This window comes from Streptomyces sp. NPDC052687 (assembly GCF_040678395.1).
GTDB lineage: Bacteria > Actinomycetota > Actinomycetes > Streptomycetales > Streptomycetaceae > Streptomyces.
In genome coordinates this window covers 18,840-32,421 of sequence record NZ_JBFATR010000033.1, presented here as the reverse complement: position 1 = coordinate 32,421, position 13,582 = coordinate 18,840, and the positions used below count along the sequence as shown (strand labels likewise).

Below are 13,582 nucleotides of genomic sequence, written 5' to 3'. Positions count from 1 at the left end.
CCCACCCACCCGCAGACGACCGGACGACGCTCAGTGGCCGTTCTGAGCCAACCGCAACAGATGATCGGCCAGCGCCTGTCCCCCGTCCGGCCGCCGGGAGATCAGCAGCAGCGTGTCGTCACCGGCGATCGTCCCCAGGATGTCGTGCAGTTCCGCCTGGTCGATCGCCGAGGCCAGGAACTGCGCCGCCCCCGGAGGCGTCCGCAGGACCACGAGATTCGCCGAGGCCTCCGCGGAGATCAGCAGCTCCTGCGAGAGCCGCCGCATCCGCTCCTCCTTGGCGGACTCGCCGAGCGGGGCCCGGGGGGTCCGGAAGCCCCCCTCGCTCGGCACCGCGTAGATCAGATCGCCGTCGGTGTTGCGGATCTTCACCGCGTTCAGCTCGTCCAGGTCCCGGGAGAGCGTCGCCTGGGTGACGCTCAGCCCGTCGTCCGCGAGGAGCTTCGCCAACTGGCTCTGACTGCGCACCGGTTGCCGGTTGAGGATGTCCACGATCCGGCGGTGCCGTGCGGTGCGGGTCTGCGGCACGGCAGGCCCGGCGGTCTGCTCGTGATCCTGCGCCTGGCTCATCGTCGTCTCATTCTCCGGATCGTCCGTCCCCGTTCGCTGCGTCGAGGATGCCGGGCAGCGCCTGGAGCAGCGCCGCCACATCGTCGTCACCGAGGTTCAGCGGCGGCATCAGCCGTACGACATCGGGGGCGGGCGCGTTCACCAGGAAACCGGCGTCCTGAGCCGCCTGCTGCACCTGTGCCGCAAGCGGTTCGGTGAGCACGATACCCAGGAGCAGGCCCGCGCCCCGGACGTGGGCGACGAGCGGGTGGCCCAGACCCTCGATTCCGCCCCGGAGCTGGTCACCGCGGTGCTTGACGTTCTCCAGCAGTCCCTCGTCCGCGATGGTGTCGAGGACGGCGAGTCCGGCCGCGCAGGCGACGGGGTTGCCGCCGAAGGTGGTGCCGTGCTGGCCCGGCTGGAGCAGGTCGGCGGCGCGGCCGAAGGCGACGGTCGCGCCGAGCGGCAGTCCGCCGCCGAGGCCCTTGGCGAGGGTGACGACGTCGGGCAGGACGCCCTCGTGGGCCTGGTACTCGAACCAGTGCCCGGTGCGGCCGATGCCGGTCTGCACCTCGTCGAGGACGAGCAGCGAGCCGGTGGCGGCGGTGATGGCGCGGGCGGCCTTGAGGTAGGCGGGGGGCGGGACGACGACGCCGTTCTCGCCCTGGATCGGCTCGATGACGACGAGGGCGGTGTCCTCGGTGACCGCGGCGGCGAGCGCCTGCGCGTCGCCGTAGGGGACGTGGGTGACGTCGCCGGGCAGCGGCAGGAACGGCTCCTGCTTGGCGGGCTGGCCGGTGAGGGCGAGGGCGCCCATGGTGCGGCCGTGGAAGCCGCCCTGGGTGGCGACCATGTGGGTGCGCCCGGTGAGCCGGCCGATCTTGAAGGCTGCCTCGTTGGCCTCGGCGCCGGAGTTGCAGAAGTAGACCTTGCCGTCGCGGCCGAAGAGCGAAAGGAGCCGTTCGGCGAGGGCGACGGGCGGTTCGGCGACGAACAGGTTGGAGACGTGGCCGAGGGCGGCGATCTGCCGGCTGACGGCCTCGACGACGGCCGGGTGCGCGTGGCCGAGCGCGTTGACGGCGATACCGCCGACGAAGTCGAGGTACTGCTTGCCGTCGGCGTCCCACAGCCGGGTGCCCTCGCCGCGCACGAGGGGCAGGCGCGGGGTGCCGTAGTTGTTCATGAGGGCGCCCTGCCACCGCCGGGTCAGCCCCTGATTGCCCGTCAGCTCGTCCGTCACTTCCCGTCCCCCTCTTGTCCGTCGGGCGCCACTTGCCCGTCGGGCACGACCATCGTGCCGATGCCCTCGTCGGTGAAGATCTCCAGCAGGATCGAGTGCTGGACCCGGCCGTCGATGACGCGGGCGGTCCTGACGCCGTTGCGTACGGCGTGCAGGCAGCCCTCCATCTTCGGCACCATGCCGGAGGACAGCTCGGGCAGCAGTTTCTCCAGCTGGGAGGCGGTGAGGCGGCTGATCACCTCGTCGCTGTTCGGCCAGTCCTCGTAGAGTCCCTCGACGTCGGTGAGGACCATCAGGGTCTCGGCGCCCAGGGCGGCGGCGAGGGCCGCGGCCGCCGTGTCGGCGTTGACGTTGTAGACGTGCCCGTCGTCGCGGGAGCGGGCGATGGACGAGACGACCGGGATGCGTCCGTCGGCGAGCAGCGCCTCGATCGCGCCGGTGTCGATGTCGGTGATCTCGCCGACCCGGCCGATGTCGACGAGTTCGCCGTCGATCTCCGGCTGGTGCTTGACGGCGGTGATGGTGTGCGCGTCCTCGCCGGTGAGGCCGACGGCGAGCGGGCCGTGCTGGTTGAGCAGTCCGACCAGCTCGCGCTGCACCTGCCCGGCGAGCACCATCCGTACGACGTCCATGGCGTCCTCGGTGGTGACGCGCAGGCCCGCCTTGAACTCGCTGACGATGCCGTGCTTGTCGAGGGCGGCGCTGATCTGCGGGCCGCCGCCGTGCACGACGACGGGCTTGAGCCCGGCGTGGTGCAGGAAGACGACGTCCTGGGCGAAGGCGGCCTTCAGATCCTCGTCGACCATGGCGTTGCCGCCGAACTTGATGACGACGGTCTTGCCGTTGTGCCGCACCAGCCAGGGCAGCGCCTCGATGAGGATCTGCGCTTTCGGCAGTGCCGTGTGCTTGCGTGTGCTCATGAGGAGTAGGCGCTGTTCTCGTGGACGTAGTCGGCGGTGAGGTCGTTGGTCCAGATGGTGGCGGTCTCGGAGCCGGCGGCGAGGTCGGCGACGATGTGCACCTCGCGGTAGCGCATGTCGACCTTCTCGCGGTCCTCGCCGACGGAGCCGTTCTTGCACACCCAGACGCCGTTGATGGCGACGTTCAGCCGGTCCGGCTCGAAGGCGGCCTTCGTGGTGCCGATCGCGGAGAGGACCCGGCCCCAGTTGGGGTCCTCGCCGTGGATGGCGCACTTGAGGAGGTTGTTGCGGGCGATGGAGCGGCCCACCTCGACGGCGTCCGCCTCGGTCGCGGCGCCCACCACCTCGACCTTGATGTCCTTGCTGGCGCCCTCGGCGTCCCGGATCAGCTGCTGACCGAGGTCGTCGCAGACGGCCCGGACGGCCTCGGCGAACGCGTCGTACCCGGGGATGATCCCGGAGGCGCCGGAGGCGAGCAGCAGCACGGTGTCGTTGGTGGACATGCAGCCGTCGGAGTCGACCCGGTCGAAGGTGACCCTGGTGGCGGCGCGCAGCGCCTTGTCCAGGGTCGCGCTGTCGACGTCGGCGTCGGTGGTGAGGACGACGAGCATGGTGGCGAGGCCGGGCGCGAGCATCCCGGCGCCCTTGGCCATGCCGCCGACGGTCCAGCCGTCCCGGCTGACGACGGACGTCTTGTGGACGGTGTCGGTGGTCTTGATGGCGATGGCGGCCTTCTCACCGCCGTGCTCGGACAGCCGGGCGGCGGCGGTCTCGACGCCGGGCAGCAGCTTGTCCATGGGCAGCAGGACGCCGATGAGTCCGGTGGAGCAGACGGCGACCTCGCCGGCGCCGATGTCCAGCACCTCGGCCACCTTCTCGGCGGTGGCGTGGGTGTCCTGGAAGCCCTTCGGGCCGGTGCAGGCGTTGGCGCCGCCGGAGTTGAGGACGACGGCCGTGAGCTGCCCGCTCTTGAGGACCTGCTCGGACCACAGGACCGGGGCGGCCTTGACGCGGTTGGAGGTGAAGACGCCCGCGGCGGCGCGGCGCGGCCCGGTGTTGACCACGAGGGCCAGGTCCGGGTTGCCGTTCTCCTTGATCCCGGCGGCGATGCCCGCCGCCGTGAATCCCTTGGCTGCCGTGACGCTCACTGCATCTCCTTGTTCGCTTCTCCGCCCGGGCGGCGCACCGGTGCGGCCATCGTCGTCGTCTGCGGCCCGGCGGCCGCCCGCGCGTCGCTCACGGTGCGACTCCGATCGTGGAAAGACCCAGCTCCTCGGGGAATCCGAGGGCGATGTTCATGCTCTGTACGGCACCGCCTGCGGTGCCCTTGGTGAGGTTGTCGATGGCGCTGACCGCGATGATCCGGCCGGCGGCCGCGTCGTACGCGACCTGCGTGTGCACGGCGTTGGAACCGCAGACGGACGCCGTGGCCGGCCACTGGCCCTCGGGCAGCAGGTGCACGAAGGGCTCGTCGGCGAAGGCCTTCTCGTAGGCGGCGCGGACGGACTCGGCGGTCACGCCGGGCCTCGCCTTCGCGCTGCACGTGGCGAGGATGCCGCGCGGCATGGGCGCGAGGGTGGGGGTGAAGGAGACGCTCACGGTCCGCCCGGCCACCGCGCTGAGGTTCTGGATCATCTCGGGCGTGTGCCGGTGGCCGCCGCCGACGCCGTACGGCGTCATGGAGCCCATGACCTCGCTGCCCAGCAGATGCGGCTTGGGCGCCTTGCCGGCGCCCGACGTGCCGGACGCGGCGACGATCACGGCCTCGGCCTCGGCGAGTCCCGCGGCGTAGGCCGGGAAGAGGGCGAGGGAGACGGCCGTGGGGTAGCAGCCGGGCACCGCGATGCGCTTGGACCCCTCCAGCGCGGCGCGGGCACCCGGCAGTTCGGGGAGGCCGTAGGGCCAGGTCCCGGCGTGCGGGGAGCCGTAGAACCTCTCCCAGTCGGCGGCGTCCCTCAGCCGGAAGTCGGCGCCCATGTCGACGACGAGGACGTCCGGGCCGAGCTGTTCGGCGACGGCGGCGGACTGGCCGTGCGGCAGGGCGAGGAAGACCACGTCGTGCCCGGCGAGCACGTCGGCGGTGGTCTCGTCGAGCACCCGGCCGGCCAGCGGCAGCAGGTGCGGCTGGAGCGCGCCGAGCCGCTGTCCGGCGTTGGAGTTGCCGGTCAGGGCGCCGATCTTGACCTCGGGGTGCGCGAGAAGCAGGCGCAGCAGCTCTCCGCCCGCGTATCCGCTCGCTCCGGCCACTGCCGCACGTACCGTCATGGGTCCTCCTCCTGGATGGCATGACTATACGTTTCGCTGCACTTTTATGCAATGGCGGGCTGATCTTTCCGGTCGAGCACCGTGCGGCCGTCCGCAGACAGCGCGCAGCCGGGCCGATGGCCGTGGAGCACGCCGGAATGCGGCTCGAGATGCGACGCCCGCACCAGGTCGCCGGGTGAGGGGCTCGCCGCGCAGGCCGGCGGGAACTACGGTGCCGGGGTGACCGATCTTGAGGTAGTGGCACGCGGGACGGCCGGCGGAGAGCGCTCCTTCGAACAGCTGAGATGCCATCCGCGGCTTCCGCTGGTGGCCTGCTGGGACTCCGAGCGTCCGGCCGTCCACCTATGGGACTGCGGCGCGGGGCAGCTACGCGCACTCGGTTCCGTGGGCCTCACGTCGGAGGCCTATGGAGGCGCCTTCGGGTGGGAGCGGGCCCAGCGGACGCCCGCTGCGGCGTGGCATCCGGACGAGCCCCTGCTCGTCGTGGCAGGCGAAGAGGGACTGCGGCAATGGACTCCCGCCGGGGTCCGCGCACCGCAAGGCGCTCCGGCCGGGGCTTCCTACCGCGGTCTGGCCTTCAGCCCGGACGGGCAGACCCTGTGGGGCGCACCGTCGTTCCGCGACGAGGGCGGCGGGTGGGAGAGCTCCGACGCCCTCGACCTCGCCTCCGGGACCATCGGTGCCGGGCCCCGGTGGGACACGGGAGTGGCGGAGCACCCAGGGGGCGGACTCGTCGCCACGCTCGTCAGCGACCAGGGCGCGACCTACTGCCTGTTCGCGCGCGTCGATCAGGGGACCGCGCCCGCCGCGATGCGACCGCTGCGCCGGGCGCTGATCCTGGACTGCGACGGTTACCGGACGCCGCTCTTCAGCGCGGACGGACGCCACATCGCGATCCGTGGCAACGCGTACGGCAACACGGTGGACGTCTTCGAGTTCCCTTCGCTGCGCCGGGTTCTGGCCACGCCCCTCGGCGACCCCTGCCCCGGCTATCCCTACCCGCAGGAGTGGCTCGACGAGATGACGTCCTGGTCGCGTCACAACCTCGCCTTCGGGTCCCAGCCGGGTGTGCTGTGGATCGCCACGCCCACGGGGGCACTGATCGAGGTGGACCTCGACGCCTCGCAGGCCGTCGAGCACGCGGTGCTGACCGGGACCCGCTTGTCCGCGCTGGCCGCCACGGCGACGGGCGAGCTCCTCGTCGCCGGCGGCGGAGGAGAGCTGGTGCTCCTGTCCGTGTCCTCCGGCTCCCCGCAGACCCGCGCCGCGAGCAGGGAGGTCTCCAGAGCCGCGGCCACGGCGTTCCTGGAGGCCACTGCCGAGGTTCCGGACGACGGCGACAGCCTGGAGACACACCTCGTCGTGACCGACGGGACCCGTACATGGGAGGCGGACGACCTGGCGACGGTGACCGCGGCCGGCGCATCGGATCCCACCTGGCTTCGGCTTCAAGCCGCGGTCAACGCGGCGCAGTTCGAGAGGGAGTGAGGACCTGAGGGGGTGCGGGCGGCCCGGGTGCACCTCGCGGACGGGCCGCCCGTTCCCGCTCTGTTTCGCTGCCTTCGCGGTTCCCTCGCTCCCTATCGCCTGGCGATCCGCAGGAAGGTGACCGAGTTCGCCGGGAAGGTGTACGTGAACTTCGTGGCGACGCCCGAGAACGTGGACGTCACCGGGGTGACCGGGGTGTCGGTCTCGGTGTTCACGTCCTGCGGGTCGGCGGCCAGCGTGGTGACCCGGGCCCGCGAGGAGACCTTCGCGCCGCCGAGGTCGATCGCGGTGCGGGCCGCCGTGGACTGCGCGTTGACGACCTTGACGATCAGGTCACCAGTGCGCCGGTCCTCGGTGACGACCTGGCGGAACGGCTCGGCCGGCTTGTCGTCGGTGAAGCTGCCCCACAGCTGCCCGTCCAGGTAGAGGGCGACCTGGCGGCCCCGCACCTTGATGTCGATGTCGTAGGCGCGGCCCGTCTCGATCGAGTGCGGCTTGGAGAGCAGTGTGGACTTGCCGCCGTCGGATGCCTGCTCCACGGCGGACTGGGTGTTGTTCCAGCCGCCGAGGTTCCACCAGTAGTAATTGCCGGTGTCCCGCACGCCGAAGGCGACGAGGAAGCCCTCCTTGCCGGACCTCTTGGTGGCCTTCACGTGCAGGTCGTAGTCCTTCCACGCCGGGTCGCCCGCCGTGACCAGGGTGTTCTCGGCGGCGGCGTCGGTCTGGACGTAGGCGCCGTCCTGGACGGACCAGCTGCCCGCGCCGACGTGCTTCCACTGCGCGGCGCCCGCGGAGAAGTCGTCGCTGAGCAGGGTGGTGCCGTCGGCCGCGGTGACCTTCACGTCGTCGTAGGCGGCGCTGGTGGCCCAGGTGGACAGGCCGACCGCGCCGGTGATGGGGCCGCTGACGTCCGGGGTGCCGGTGGCGGTGGAGGGGATCACGCGGTCGCCGACGTTGTTCATGAACAGCTTCTGGACCTCGTAGTTGGCCGAGTTCCAGGAGGCGCGGTTGTTGAACCAGATCATGTCGGGGCTCCACTGCACGTAGTCCTCGTTGGCGAGCAGCGGGGCGTACGAGGCGAGCTTGACGATGTCCGCGTTGCGCTCCAGACCGGTCATGAACGCGGCCTCGGCGAGGGCGTTCTTGAAGGCGTTGCCCTGGGAGGCGTACTCGCCGAGGAAGACCTTCGGGCCGCCGCGGTCGTAGTCGTCGTAGCGGTCGTTGTTCTGGAGGAACCACTGCGGGCTGTTGTAGTAGTGCTCGTCGACCATGCCGACGCCGGCCTCGCGGTTGAGCTGCCACAGGCGGTCGAACGTGGTGCCGGTGTCGTCGGGGCCGGAGTTGGAGACGACGGTGATGTCCGGGTACTTCGCCTCGATCGCGGCGCGGAACTTCTGGAAGCGGGCGAAGAACGCGTCCGGCAGGTTCTCCTCGTTGCCGACGCCGATGTGGGTGAGGCCGAAGGGCTTGGGGTGGCCCATCCGGGCGCGCACCTTGCCCCACGTCGAGGTGGCCGGGCCGTTGGCGAACTCGATCAGGTCGAGGGTGTCCTGGATGTGCCGTTTCAGCAGCGCCTCGTCGTCGGTGGCGCGGTTCTGGCCGCAGCCGGTGACCAGGGCGGGGACGACGGGCAGGGGCATGGCGCCGATGTCCTCGGCGAAGCGGAAGTACTCGTAGTAGCCGAGGCCGTAGCTCTGGTTGTAGCCCCAGAAGTTGGCGTTGGTGGCGCGCTGCTCGACCGGGCCGATGGTGTCCTTCCACTGGTAGGCCCGCTTGCGCTGCCAGCCGGTGGCCTCGCTGTAGTCCTGCATGGAGCCGGTGTTGACCAGGCAGCCGCCGGGGAAGCGGACGAAGCCCGGCTTCAGGGCCTCGATCTTCTCGGCGAGGTCCTTGCGCAGGCCGTTGGGCTGGTTCTTGTAGGTGTCGCGCGGGAACAGCGAGACCATGTCGAGCGCGACCGCGCCGGAGGAGGCGACCGCGAGGCGGCCCCGGTTGCCGGTCCGGGTCGCGGTGAAGGTGGCGGTGTACTTGGCCCAGCCGCCCTCGACGGCCACCTGGCGGGCGGTGGCCAAAGTGCCGGCGGCGTCCTTCAGGGACACGGTGAGGGTGGTGCCGGCGGCGGCGCGGGCCCAGACGGAGAAGTCGTACTTCTTGCCCTGCTCGACCCGGATGCCGGTGTTGTAGCCGGCGTTGGTGACGGACGAGCCGGCGCCCAGAAAGAGGTAGTTGCGGTTGCGCTCGTTGAGCCGCCCGTCGTCGTTCAGGACCTGGGCGGTGCCGTCGACCGTCCAGGAGGTCAGCGGGGTGTACGAGCCGTTGTCGGCGGTGGAGTACTCGAAGGACCGGTTCTGCACCAGCTCGGCGTACAGACCGCCGTCGGCGGCGCGGTTGATGTCCTCGAAGAAGACGCCGTACATGGTGTCGTCGATCGTCGCGCCGGTGGCGGACGGGTCGACGGTGATCGCGTAGTCGGTGACGGGCTCGGCGTGCGCCGGCGCGGGCACGAGCGCGCAGGAGACGGCCAGTGCGGCGGTCGCGGCCAGGCCCAGTCTCCGGCGGGTGGTGCGGGTGGTGCGTGACATGGATACTCCGCGGCTCTGTGCTCCCGAGCGGGAGCTGTTCGAAATATCGGACCTTGGTCAGCACTTCGAACGGCAAGATAGGGAGGGGGCGGGTACGCGTCAATGGGTCGCGCGGCGACGGACGGGACGGAGAGCAGTAGGCGATGGGCGAGTTCTGGCCAGTTCCGGAGGTGCTGGCGTTCCTGGCCGGGAGCTGGCGGGTCGAGCGGTCGGTGCGCGATCTCGCGAGCGGGGACGAGGGCCGCTTCGACGGAACGACGGTTTTCAGCCCTTCCGAGGGCGGCGCGCTGCTGCACCGGGAGTCCGGCACCTTCGTGTGGCGGGGCGTCGCCCGGCCCGCCGAGCGCACGCTGCGCTTCCTGCCGGGAGCGGCCGGCGCCGGGACGGCCGACGTGCGGTTCGCGGACGGACGGCCCTTCCACGACCTGGACCTGACGACCGGGCGCTGGGTCGCCGACCACCCGTGCGCGGCCGACCTCTACCGCGGCGAGTTCACCGTCCGGGACGCGGACCGCTGGCGGACGGTGTGGCGGGTCCGGGGCCCGGCGAAGGACCTGGTGCTGACCACGGACTACACGCGCGTGGACTGAGCCCGGACGTCCACAGCGGGGTGGGTGGCGCCGAAGCCGCCGTCGAACCGCAGGTTCCAGCGGCCCGCGTGCCCGGTCACCGTGATCGTCGACAGCGGGCGGACGTCGATGTTCCAGTACGTCGACGGGGGCGCCTGCAGCGCGTACACCAGTGCCGCGCGGATCACCGACGGCTCGGCCACCGCCACGATCCGGCAGCCGTCCTCGCGCGGCCGGGTGTCCAGCCAGCCGCCGACGCGGCCGATGAAGGCGAGCAGCGACTCACCGCCGTACGGGGTGCCGCGCGGATCGGCGAGCCAGGCGTCCACGGCCTCCGGCTCGCGGGCCATCGCCTCGCCGAGGGTCAGCCCCCGCCAGCGGCCCATGTCGCAGTCGCGCAGGGCGAGCTGCGCCAGCGGCGCGTAGCCGAGGGCGTCGCCGGTGGCGCGGCTGCGCGGCGTGGGCGAGCAGTAGCGCAGCTCGGCCGCCGCGAGCGGCAGCAGCTCGTGGGCGACGCGCTGCACCGCGTCCCAGCCCGCCTGGTCCAGCGGCCGGTCGTCCTCGAACCGTTCCGGCGCCGACGGGGAGCTGCGCGCGGCGGCGACGAAGGTGACCCGAAGTGGCATGCGGGGATGGTGCGGCCCGGGAGTGCGCAGGTCAAGAGGTGTTGCGGTGTTGCCTGGAAATACAGCGCCCTCCACTGCTCCGGCCGGTCCAGCGGCGCGAACCCCAGCTTGCCGTACACGCCGTGCGCGTCGTGCGTGGCGAGCAGGATCCGCCACAGCCCGTCGGGCCGCAGCTCCTCCCGAACGGCCGCCGCCAGCGCCGTACCGACGCCCTTGATCCAGGGGTTTTCGCAGGTCGCCCGGCGTTGTCAGTGGCGGGTGCGATGCTGCGGTCATGAACGGGATCACGACCGCCGCGGACTACACGTGGCTGGAGGAGCGGTACGCGGACCTGATGGAGGCGTACTGCGTCACGCTGGTGCGCGGGCTGACCGCCGAAGAACTGCTCAAGGAGCTGAGGGCCGAACCGGCGGGCCGGGCCACCGGCGTGGCCGCGCTCGCGGAGCCGTCGTACGCGGTGCAGACGCCCTACCGGATGTACGTCGGCGCCACCACCGTCGGCGACTGGGCCCTGATGCTCGAGTACAACGGCTACCTGGGCATACGGGACGAGGCGATGCTGCCGCTGTCGCGCGGGCGCACGGTGGTGTCCCACTTCCGCAACGTCAATGCGGTGGACCACTTCAACTGGTACGAGGACGGCACCCTGCGCCTGCACTTCGAACCCCTCTTCGCCTACCACCGCGACGGCAGCCACCCCGACGAACTGCTCACCGAGATGCGCGAGTCGGGCTTCGACCTGAGCGAGGCGGACGACCGGGACACCGACCACCACACCGAGGCCGCCTTCGCCCTCGCCCACCGCGTCACCGGCATACGCCTGACGCCGGAGCTGTTCGAGACCGCCGAGTTCACCTGCGGCGTCGCCGCGGTGCCCCGCTCCGCCTAGAACACCTCGGCTCAGGCTGTCCTGCCGTCCCTGCACCACCTCGGCTCAGGCCGTCCTGCCGTCCCGGAACACCTCGTCGCAGGCCGTCCGCAGGCGCCGGACGCCTTCCGTGATCTCCCCCGTGCCCGCCACTGCGGCGAAGCTCAGGCGCAGGTGGGAGGCGGGCGGTTCGGCGCTGAAGTAGGGGCGGCCGGGGGTGACGGCGACACCCGCGCGCAGGGCCGCCGCCGTCAGGGCGCTCTCGTCGGTGCCCTCGGGCAGCCGCGGCCACAGGTGGTAGCCGCCGCTCGGGATGTGCGGCAGGGCCAGCTCGGGCAGGTGCAGGGCGAGCGCGGCGGTCATCGCGTCGCGCCGGGCCTTCAGCTCGGCGGACACGGCCCGCAGATGGCGCGGCCAGGCGGGCGAGCCGACCAGCTCCAGCGCCGCCTCCTGCAGCGGCCGCGGCACGAAGAAGGTGTCGACGACCTGGATGGCGCGCAGCCGCTCCAGCACCGGACCGCGGGCGGCCAGCGCGCACACCCGGAAGCTCGGCGAGGTGGCCTTGGTGAGCGAGCAGACGTGGACGACGACCCCGTCGGGGTCCTCGGCGGCCAGCGGACGCGGCAGCGGCGGCGCGTCCGCGTGCACCAGCCGCCGGACGAAGTCGTCCTCGACGACGAACGCCCCGGCCGCACGGGCGATCCGCAGCACCTCGCCCCGGCGTTCGGGGGCGAGGACGGCGCCGGTGGGGTTCTGGAACAGCGGCTGGCAGACGAAGACGCGGGCGCCGGTGGCGCGGAACGCGTCGGCGAGCAGCGCGGGGCGGACCCCGTCGGCGTCCACCGGGACCGGCACCGGCCGCAGGCCCGCCGCGCGGGCGATGGCCAGCATGCCGGGGTAGGTCGGCGACTCCACGAGGACCGGTGCGCCGGGCGGCGCGAGCGCGCGCAGGGCGGTGGTCAGCGCGGACTGGCCGCCGGAGGTGATCAGTACCTCGGCCGCCGTGACGGCCCCGCCCGGACCGCCGATGCTGCGCGCGAACCACTCCCGCAGCTCCGGCAGTCCCTCCATCGGCGGCCGCCCCCAGGCGCCGGGGCGGCGCCCCGCGCGGGACAGCGCCGCGGCCATGGCCCGCTCGGGCTGGAGGGACGGATGCAGATAGCCGCCGTTGAACTCGATCACGCCCGGCGGCGGCGCGGCCAGCGAGACCAGCACCCCGGCGGCGTCGACGGAGCGCGGGACCGGCTCGGCGGTGCCGTCCGCGCTGAGGGTGAGTTCCTGCCAGGAGGTGTCCCCGGCGGGCGCGGCGGCGGACGGGCGGGTCGCGGCGCGGAAGGCGCCCGCGCCGGGCCGGGTGACCACGAGCCCTTCCGCGGCGAGCTGCGCCAGCGCCCGGGAGACCGTCACGGGACTCACCCGGAACCGCTCCACCAGCACCCGACTCGACGGCAGCTTTCCGCCCGGAGAGTAGCGGTCGAGCTCTCTCCGCAGCTGTTCCGCCAGTTCACCCACACTGCTACGCTCTTGCATGAGAGCACAGAGTAGCGCTATCAAGCCGACCACGATAGCGGTCGACACCGCCGCCGCTCCGCGGGCCAAGGTCTCCGGCGGTACCCTCCAGGCCGCCCTGGGCGTCGTCGCCTTCTCCCTCACCTTCCCGGCCACCGCCTGGGGCCTGGAGGGCTTCGGTCCCTGGTCGCTGGTGGGCGTGCGCAGTGTGCTGGCGGCGCTCATCGCCGGCGGCTGTCTGCTGGCCCTGAAGGTTCCGCTGCCGGACCGCCGCCATCTGCCGGGGCTGGCCGTGGTCGCCGCCGGAGTGGTCCTCGGCTTCCCGATGCTGACCACCCTCGCCCTCCAGACGTCGACCACCTCGCACGCGGCGGTCGTGGTCGGACTGCTGCCGCTGACCACCGCCGCGCTGTCCGCGCTGCGCGTCGGCACCCGCCCGTCCCGCACCTTCTGGGCCGCGGCCCTCGCGGGCGCCGCCGCCGTGGGCGTCTTCACCGTGCAGCAGAGCGGCGGCGGCCTGAGCACCGCCGACCTCTACCTCTTCGGCGCGCTGCTGGTGTGCGCGGCCGGTTACACCGAGGGCGGCCGGCTGGCCCGGGTCATGCCGGGCTGGCAGGTGATCGGCTGGGCGCTGGTGCTGTGTCTGCCGCTGAGTCTCCCGGCGGCGGCGATCGCGCTGACGTACGAGCCGGTGACCCTCACGGCGCACGCCGTGGCCGGGCTGCTGTGGGTGGCGGCGGGCTCCCAGTTCCTGGGCCTCGTGGTCTGGTACCGGGGCATGGCGGCCATCGGCATCCCGAAGGCGAGCCAGTTGCAGTTGGCCCAGCCCCTGCTCACACTGGTGTGGTCGGTGCTGCTGCTGGGCGAGCACCTGACAGTGGCCGCTCCGCTGACGGCCGCGGCCGTGCTCGTCTGCATCGCCGTCACCCAGCGGGCGCGAGGCTGAACGGCGTGCGCCACCCGGTA

The 13,582-nt window shown here is 72.3% G+C and carries 12 protein-coding genes and 1 pseudogene; 4 read left to right on the top strand and 9 right to left on the bottom strand.

From position 1 onward, the window contains the following. Positions 1-30: 30 nt before the first annotated feature. From AB0K92_RS23580 to argC, 5 genes are all read right to left on the bottom strand, one after another. Positions 31-570, bottom strand: coding sequence for an arginine repressor (locus AB0K92_RS23580; RefSeq protein ID WP_165996843.1), 540 nt, complete (start codon positions 568-570; stop codon positions 31-33). A 7-nt stretch (positions 571-577) separates the two neighbouring features. Next, the gene (locus AB0K92_RS23575; RefSeq protein WP_365925856.1) at positions 578-1,789 is read right to left on the bottom strand and encodes an acetylornithine transaminase; all 1,212 of its coding nucleotides are present in this window, start codon (positions 1,787-1,789) and stop codon (positions 578-580) included. Further along, entirely contained in the window at positions 1,786-2,709 is a 924-nt protein-coding gene (gene argB, locus AB0K92_RS23570) for an acetylglutamate kinase (protein ID WP_365925854.1), read from the bottom strand. The genes AB0K92_RS23575 and argB overlap by 4 nt, the downstream gene beginning before the upstream one ends. Next, positions 2,706-3,857, bottom strand: coding sequence for a bifunctional glutamate N-acetyltransferase/amino-acid acetyltransferase ArgJ (gene argJ, locus AB0K92_RS23565; RefSeq protein ID WP_365925852.1), 1,152 nt, complete (start codon positions 3,855-3,857; stop codon positions 2,706-2,708). The genes argB and argJ overlap by 4 nt, the downstream gene beginning before the upstream one ends. 88 nt (positions 3,858-3,945) lie before the next feature. Continuing rightward, entirely contained in the window at positions 3,946-4,974 is a 1,029-nt protein-coding gene (gene argC / locus AB0K92_RS23560; protein ID WP_365925850.1) for an N-acetyl-gamma-glutamyl-phosphate reductase, read from the bottom strand. Between the two features lie 483 nt (positions 4,975-5,457). Between argC and AB0K92_RS23555 the strand changes: the two genes are divergently transcribed. Then, on the top strand, positions 5,458-6,462 hold the full coding sequence (locus AB0K92_RS23555) for a hypothetical protein (protein ID WP_365925848.1): 1,005 nt from the start codon (positions 5,458-5,460) through the stop codon (positions 6,460-6,462). 92 nt (positions 6,463-6,554) lie between these two features. Here AB0K92_RS23555 and AB0K92_RS23550 read toward each other — a convergent pair whose 3' ends face one another. After that, positions 6,555-9,044, bottom strand: coding sequence for an alpha-L-arabinofuranosidase C-terminal domain-containing protein (locus AB0K92_RS23550; RefSeq protein WP_365925846.1), 2,490 nt, complete (start codon positions 9,042-9,044; stop codon positions 6,555-6,557). A gap of 143 nt (positions 9,045-9,187) precedes the next feature. Here AB0K92_RS23550 and AB0K92_RS23545 point away from each other — a divergent pair, with 143 nt between their 5' ends. Continuing rightward, positions 9,188-9,634 carry a DUF6314 family protein gene (locus AB0K92_RS23545; protein ID WP_365925844.1) on the top strand — a complete coding sequence of 149 codons (447 nt, stop codon included), beginning with the start codon at positions 9,188-9,190 and terminating at the stop codon, positions 9,632-9,634. Here the strand turns inward: AB0K92_RS23545 and AB0K92_RS23540 are convergent. Next, the gene (locus AB0K92_RS23540) at positions 9,616-10,239 is read right to left on the bottom strand and encodes a histidine phosphatase family protein (RefSeq protein WP_365925842.1); all 624 of its coding nucleotides are present in this window, start codon (positions 10,237-10,239) and stop codon (positions 9,616-9,618) included. The two genes, AB0K92_RS23545 and AB0K92_RS23540, sit on opposite strands and share 19 nt — an antisense overlap. A 56-nt stretch (positions 10,240-10,295) precedes the next feature. Then, a pseudogene (locus tag AB0K92_RS23535) lies at positions 10,296-10,454 on the bottom strand (GNAT family N-acetyltransferase); the annotation flags it as partial. Between the two features lie 59 nt (positions 10,455-10,513). Here AB0K92_RS23535 and AB0K92_RS23530 point away from each other — a divergent pair. Next, positions 10,514-11,128: a DUF6461 domain-containing protein gene (locus AB0K92_RS23530; RefSeq protein ID WP_365925840.1), complete on the top strand. Its 615-nt coding sequence runs from the start codon at positions 10,514-10,516 to the stop codon at positions 11,126-11,128. Between the two features lie 45 nt (positions 11,129-11,173). Here AB0K92_RS23530 and AB0K92_RS23525 read toward each other — a convergent pair whose 3' ends face one another. Next, positions 11,174-12,637 (bottom strand): PLP-dependent aminotransferase family protein, encoded by a 1,464-nt coding sequence (locus AB0K92_RS23525; protein WP_365925838.1) that lies wholly within the window; start codon positions 12,635-12,637, stop codon positions 11,174-11,176. Between AB0K92_RS23525 and AB0K92_RS23520 the strand changes: the two genes are divergently transcribed. Next, positions 12,636-13,562, top strand: a complete 927-nt coding sequence (locus tag AB0K92_RS23520; RefSeq protein ID WP_365925836.1) for a DMT family transporter — start codon at positions 12,636-12,638, stop codon at positions 13,560-13,562. The two genes, AB0K92_RS23525 and AB0K92_RS23520, sit on opposite strands and share 2 nt — an antisense overlap. Positions 13,563-13,582: the final 20 nt, after the last annotated feature.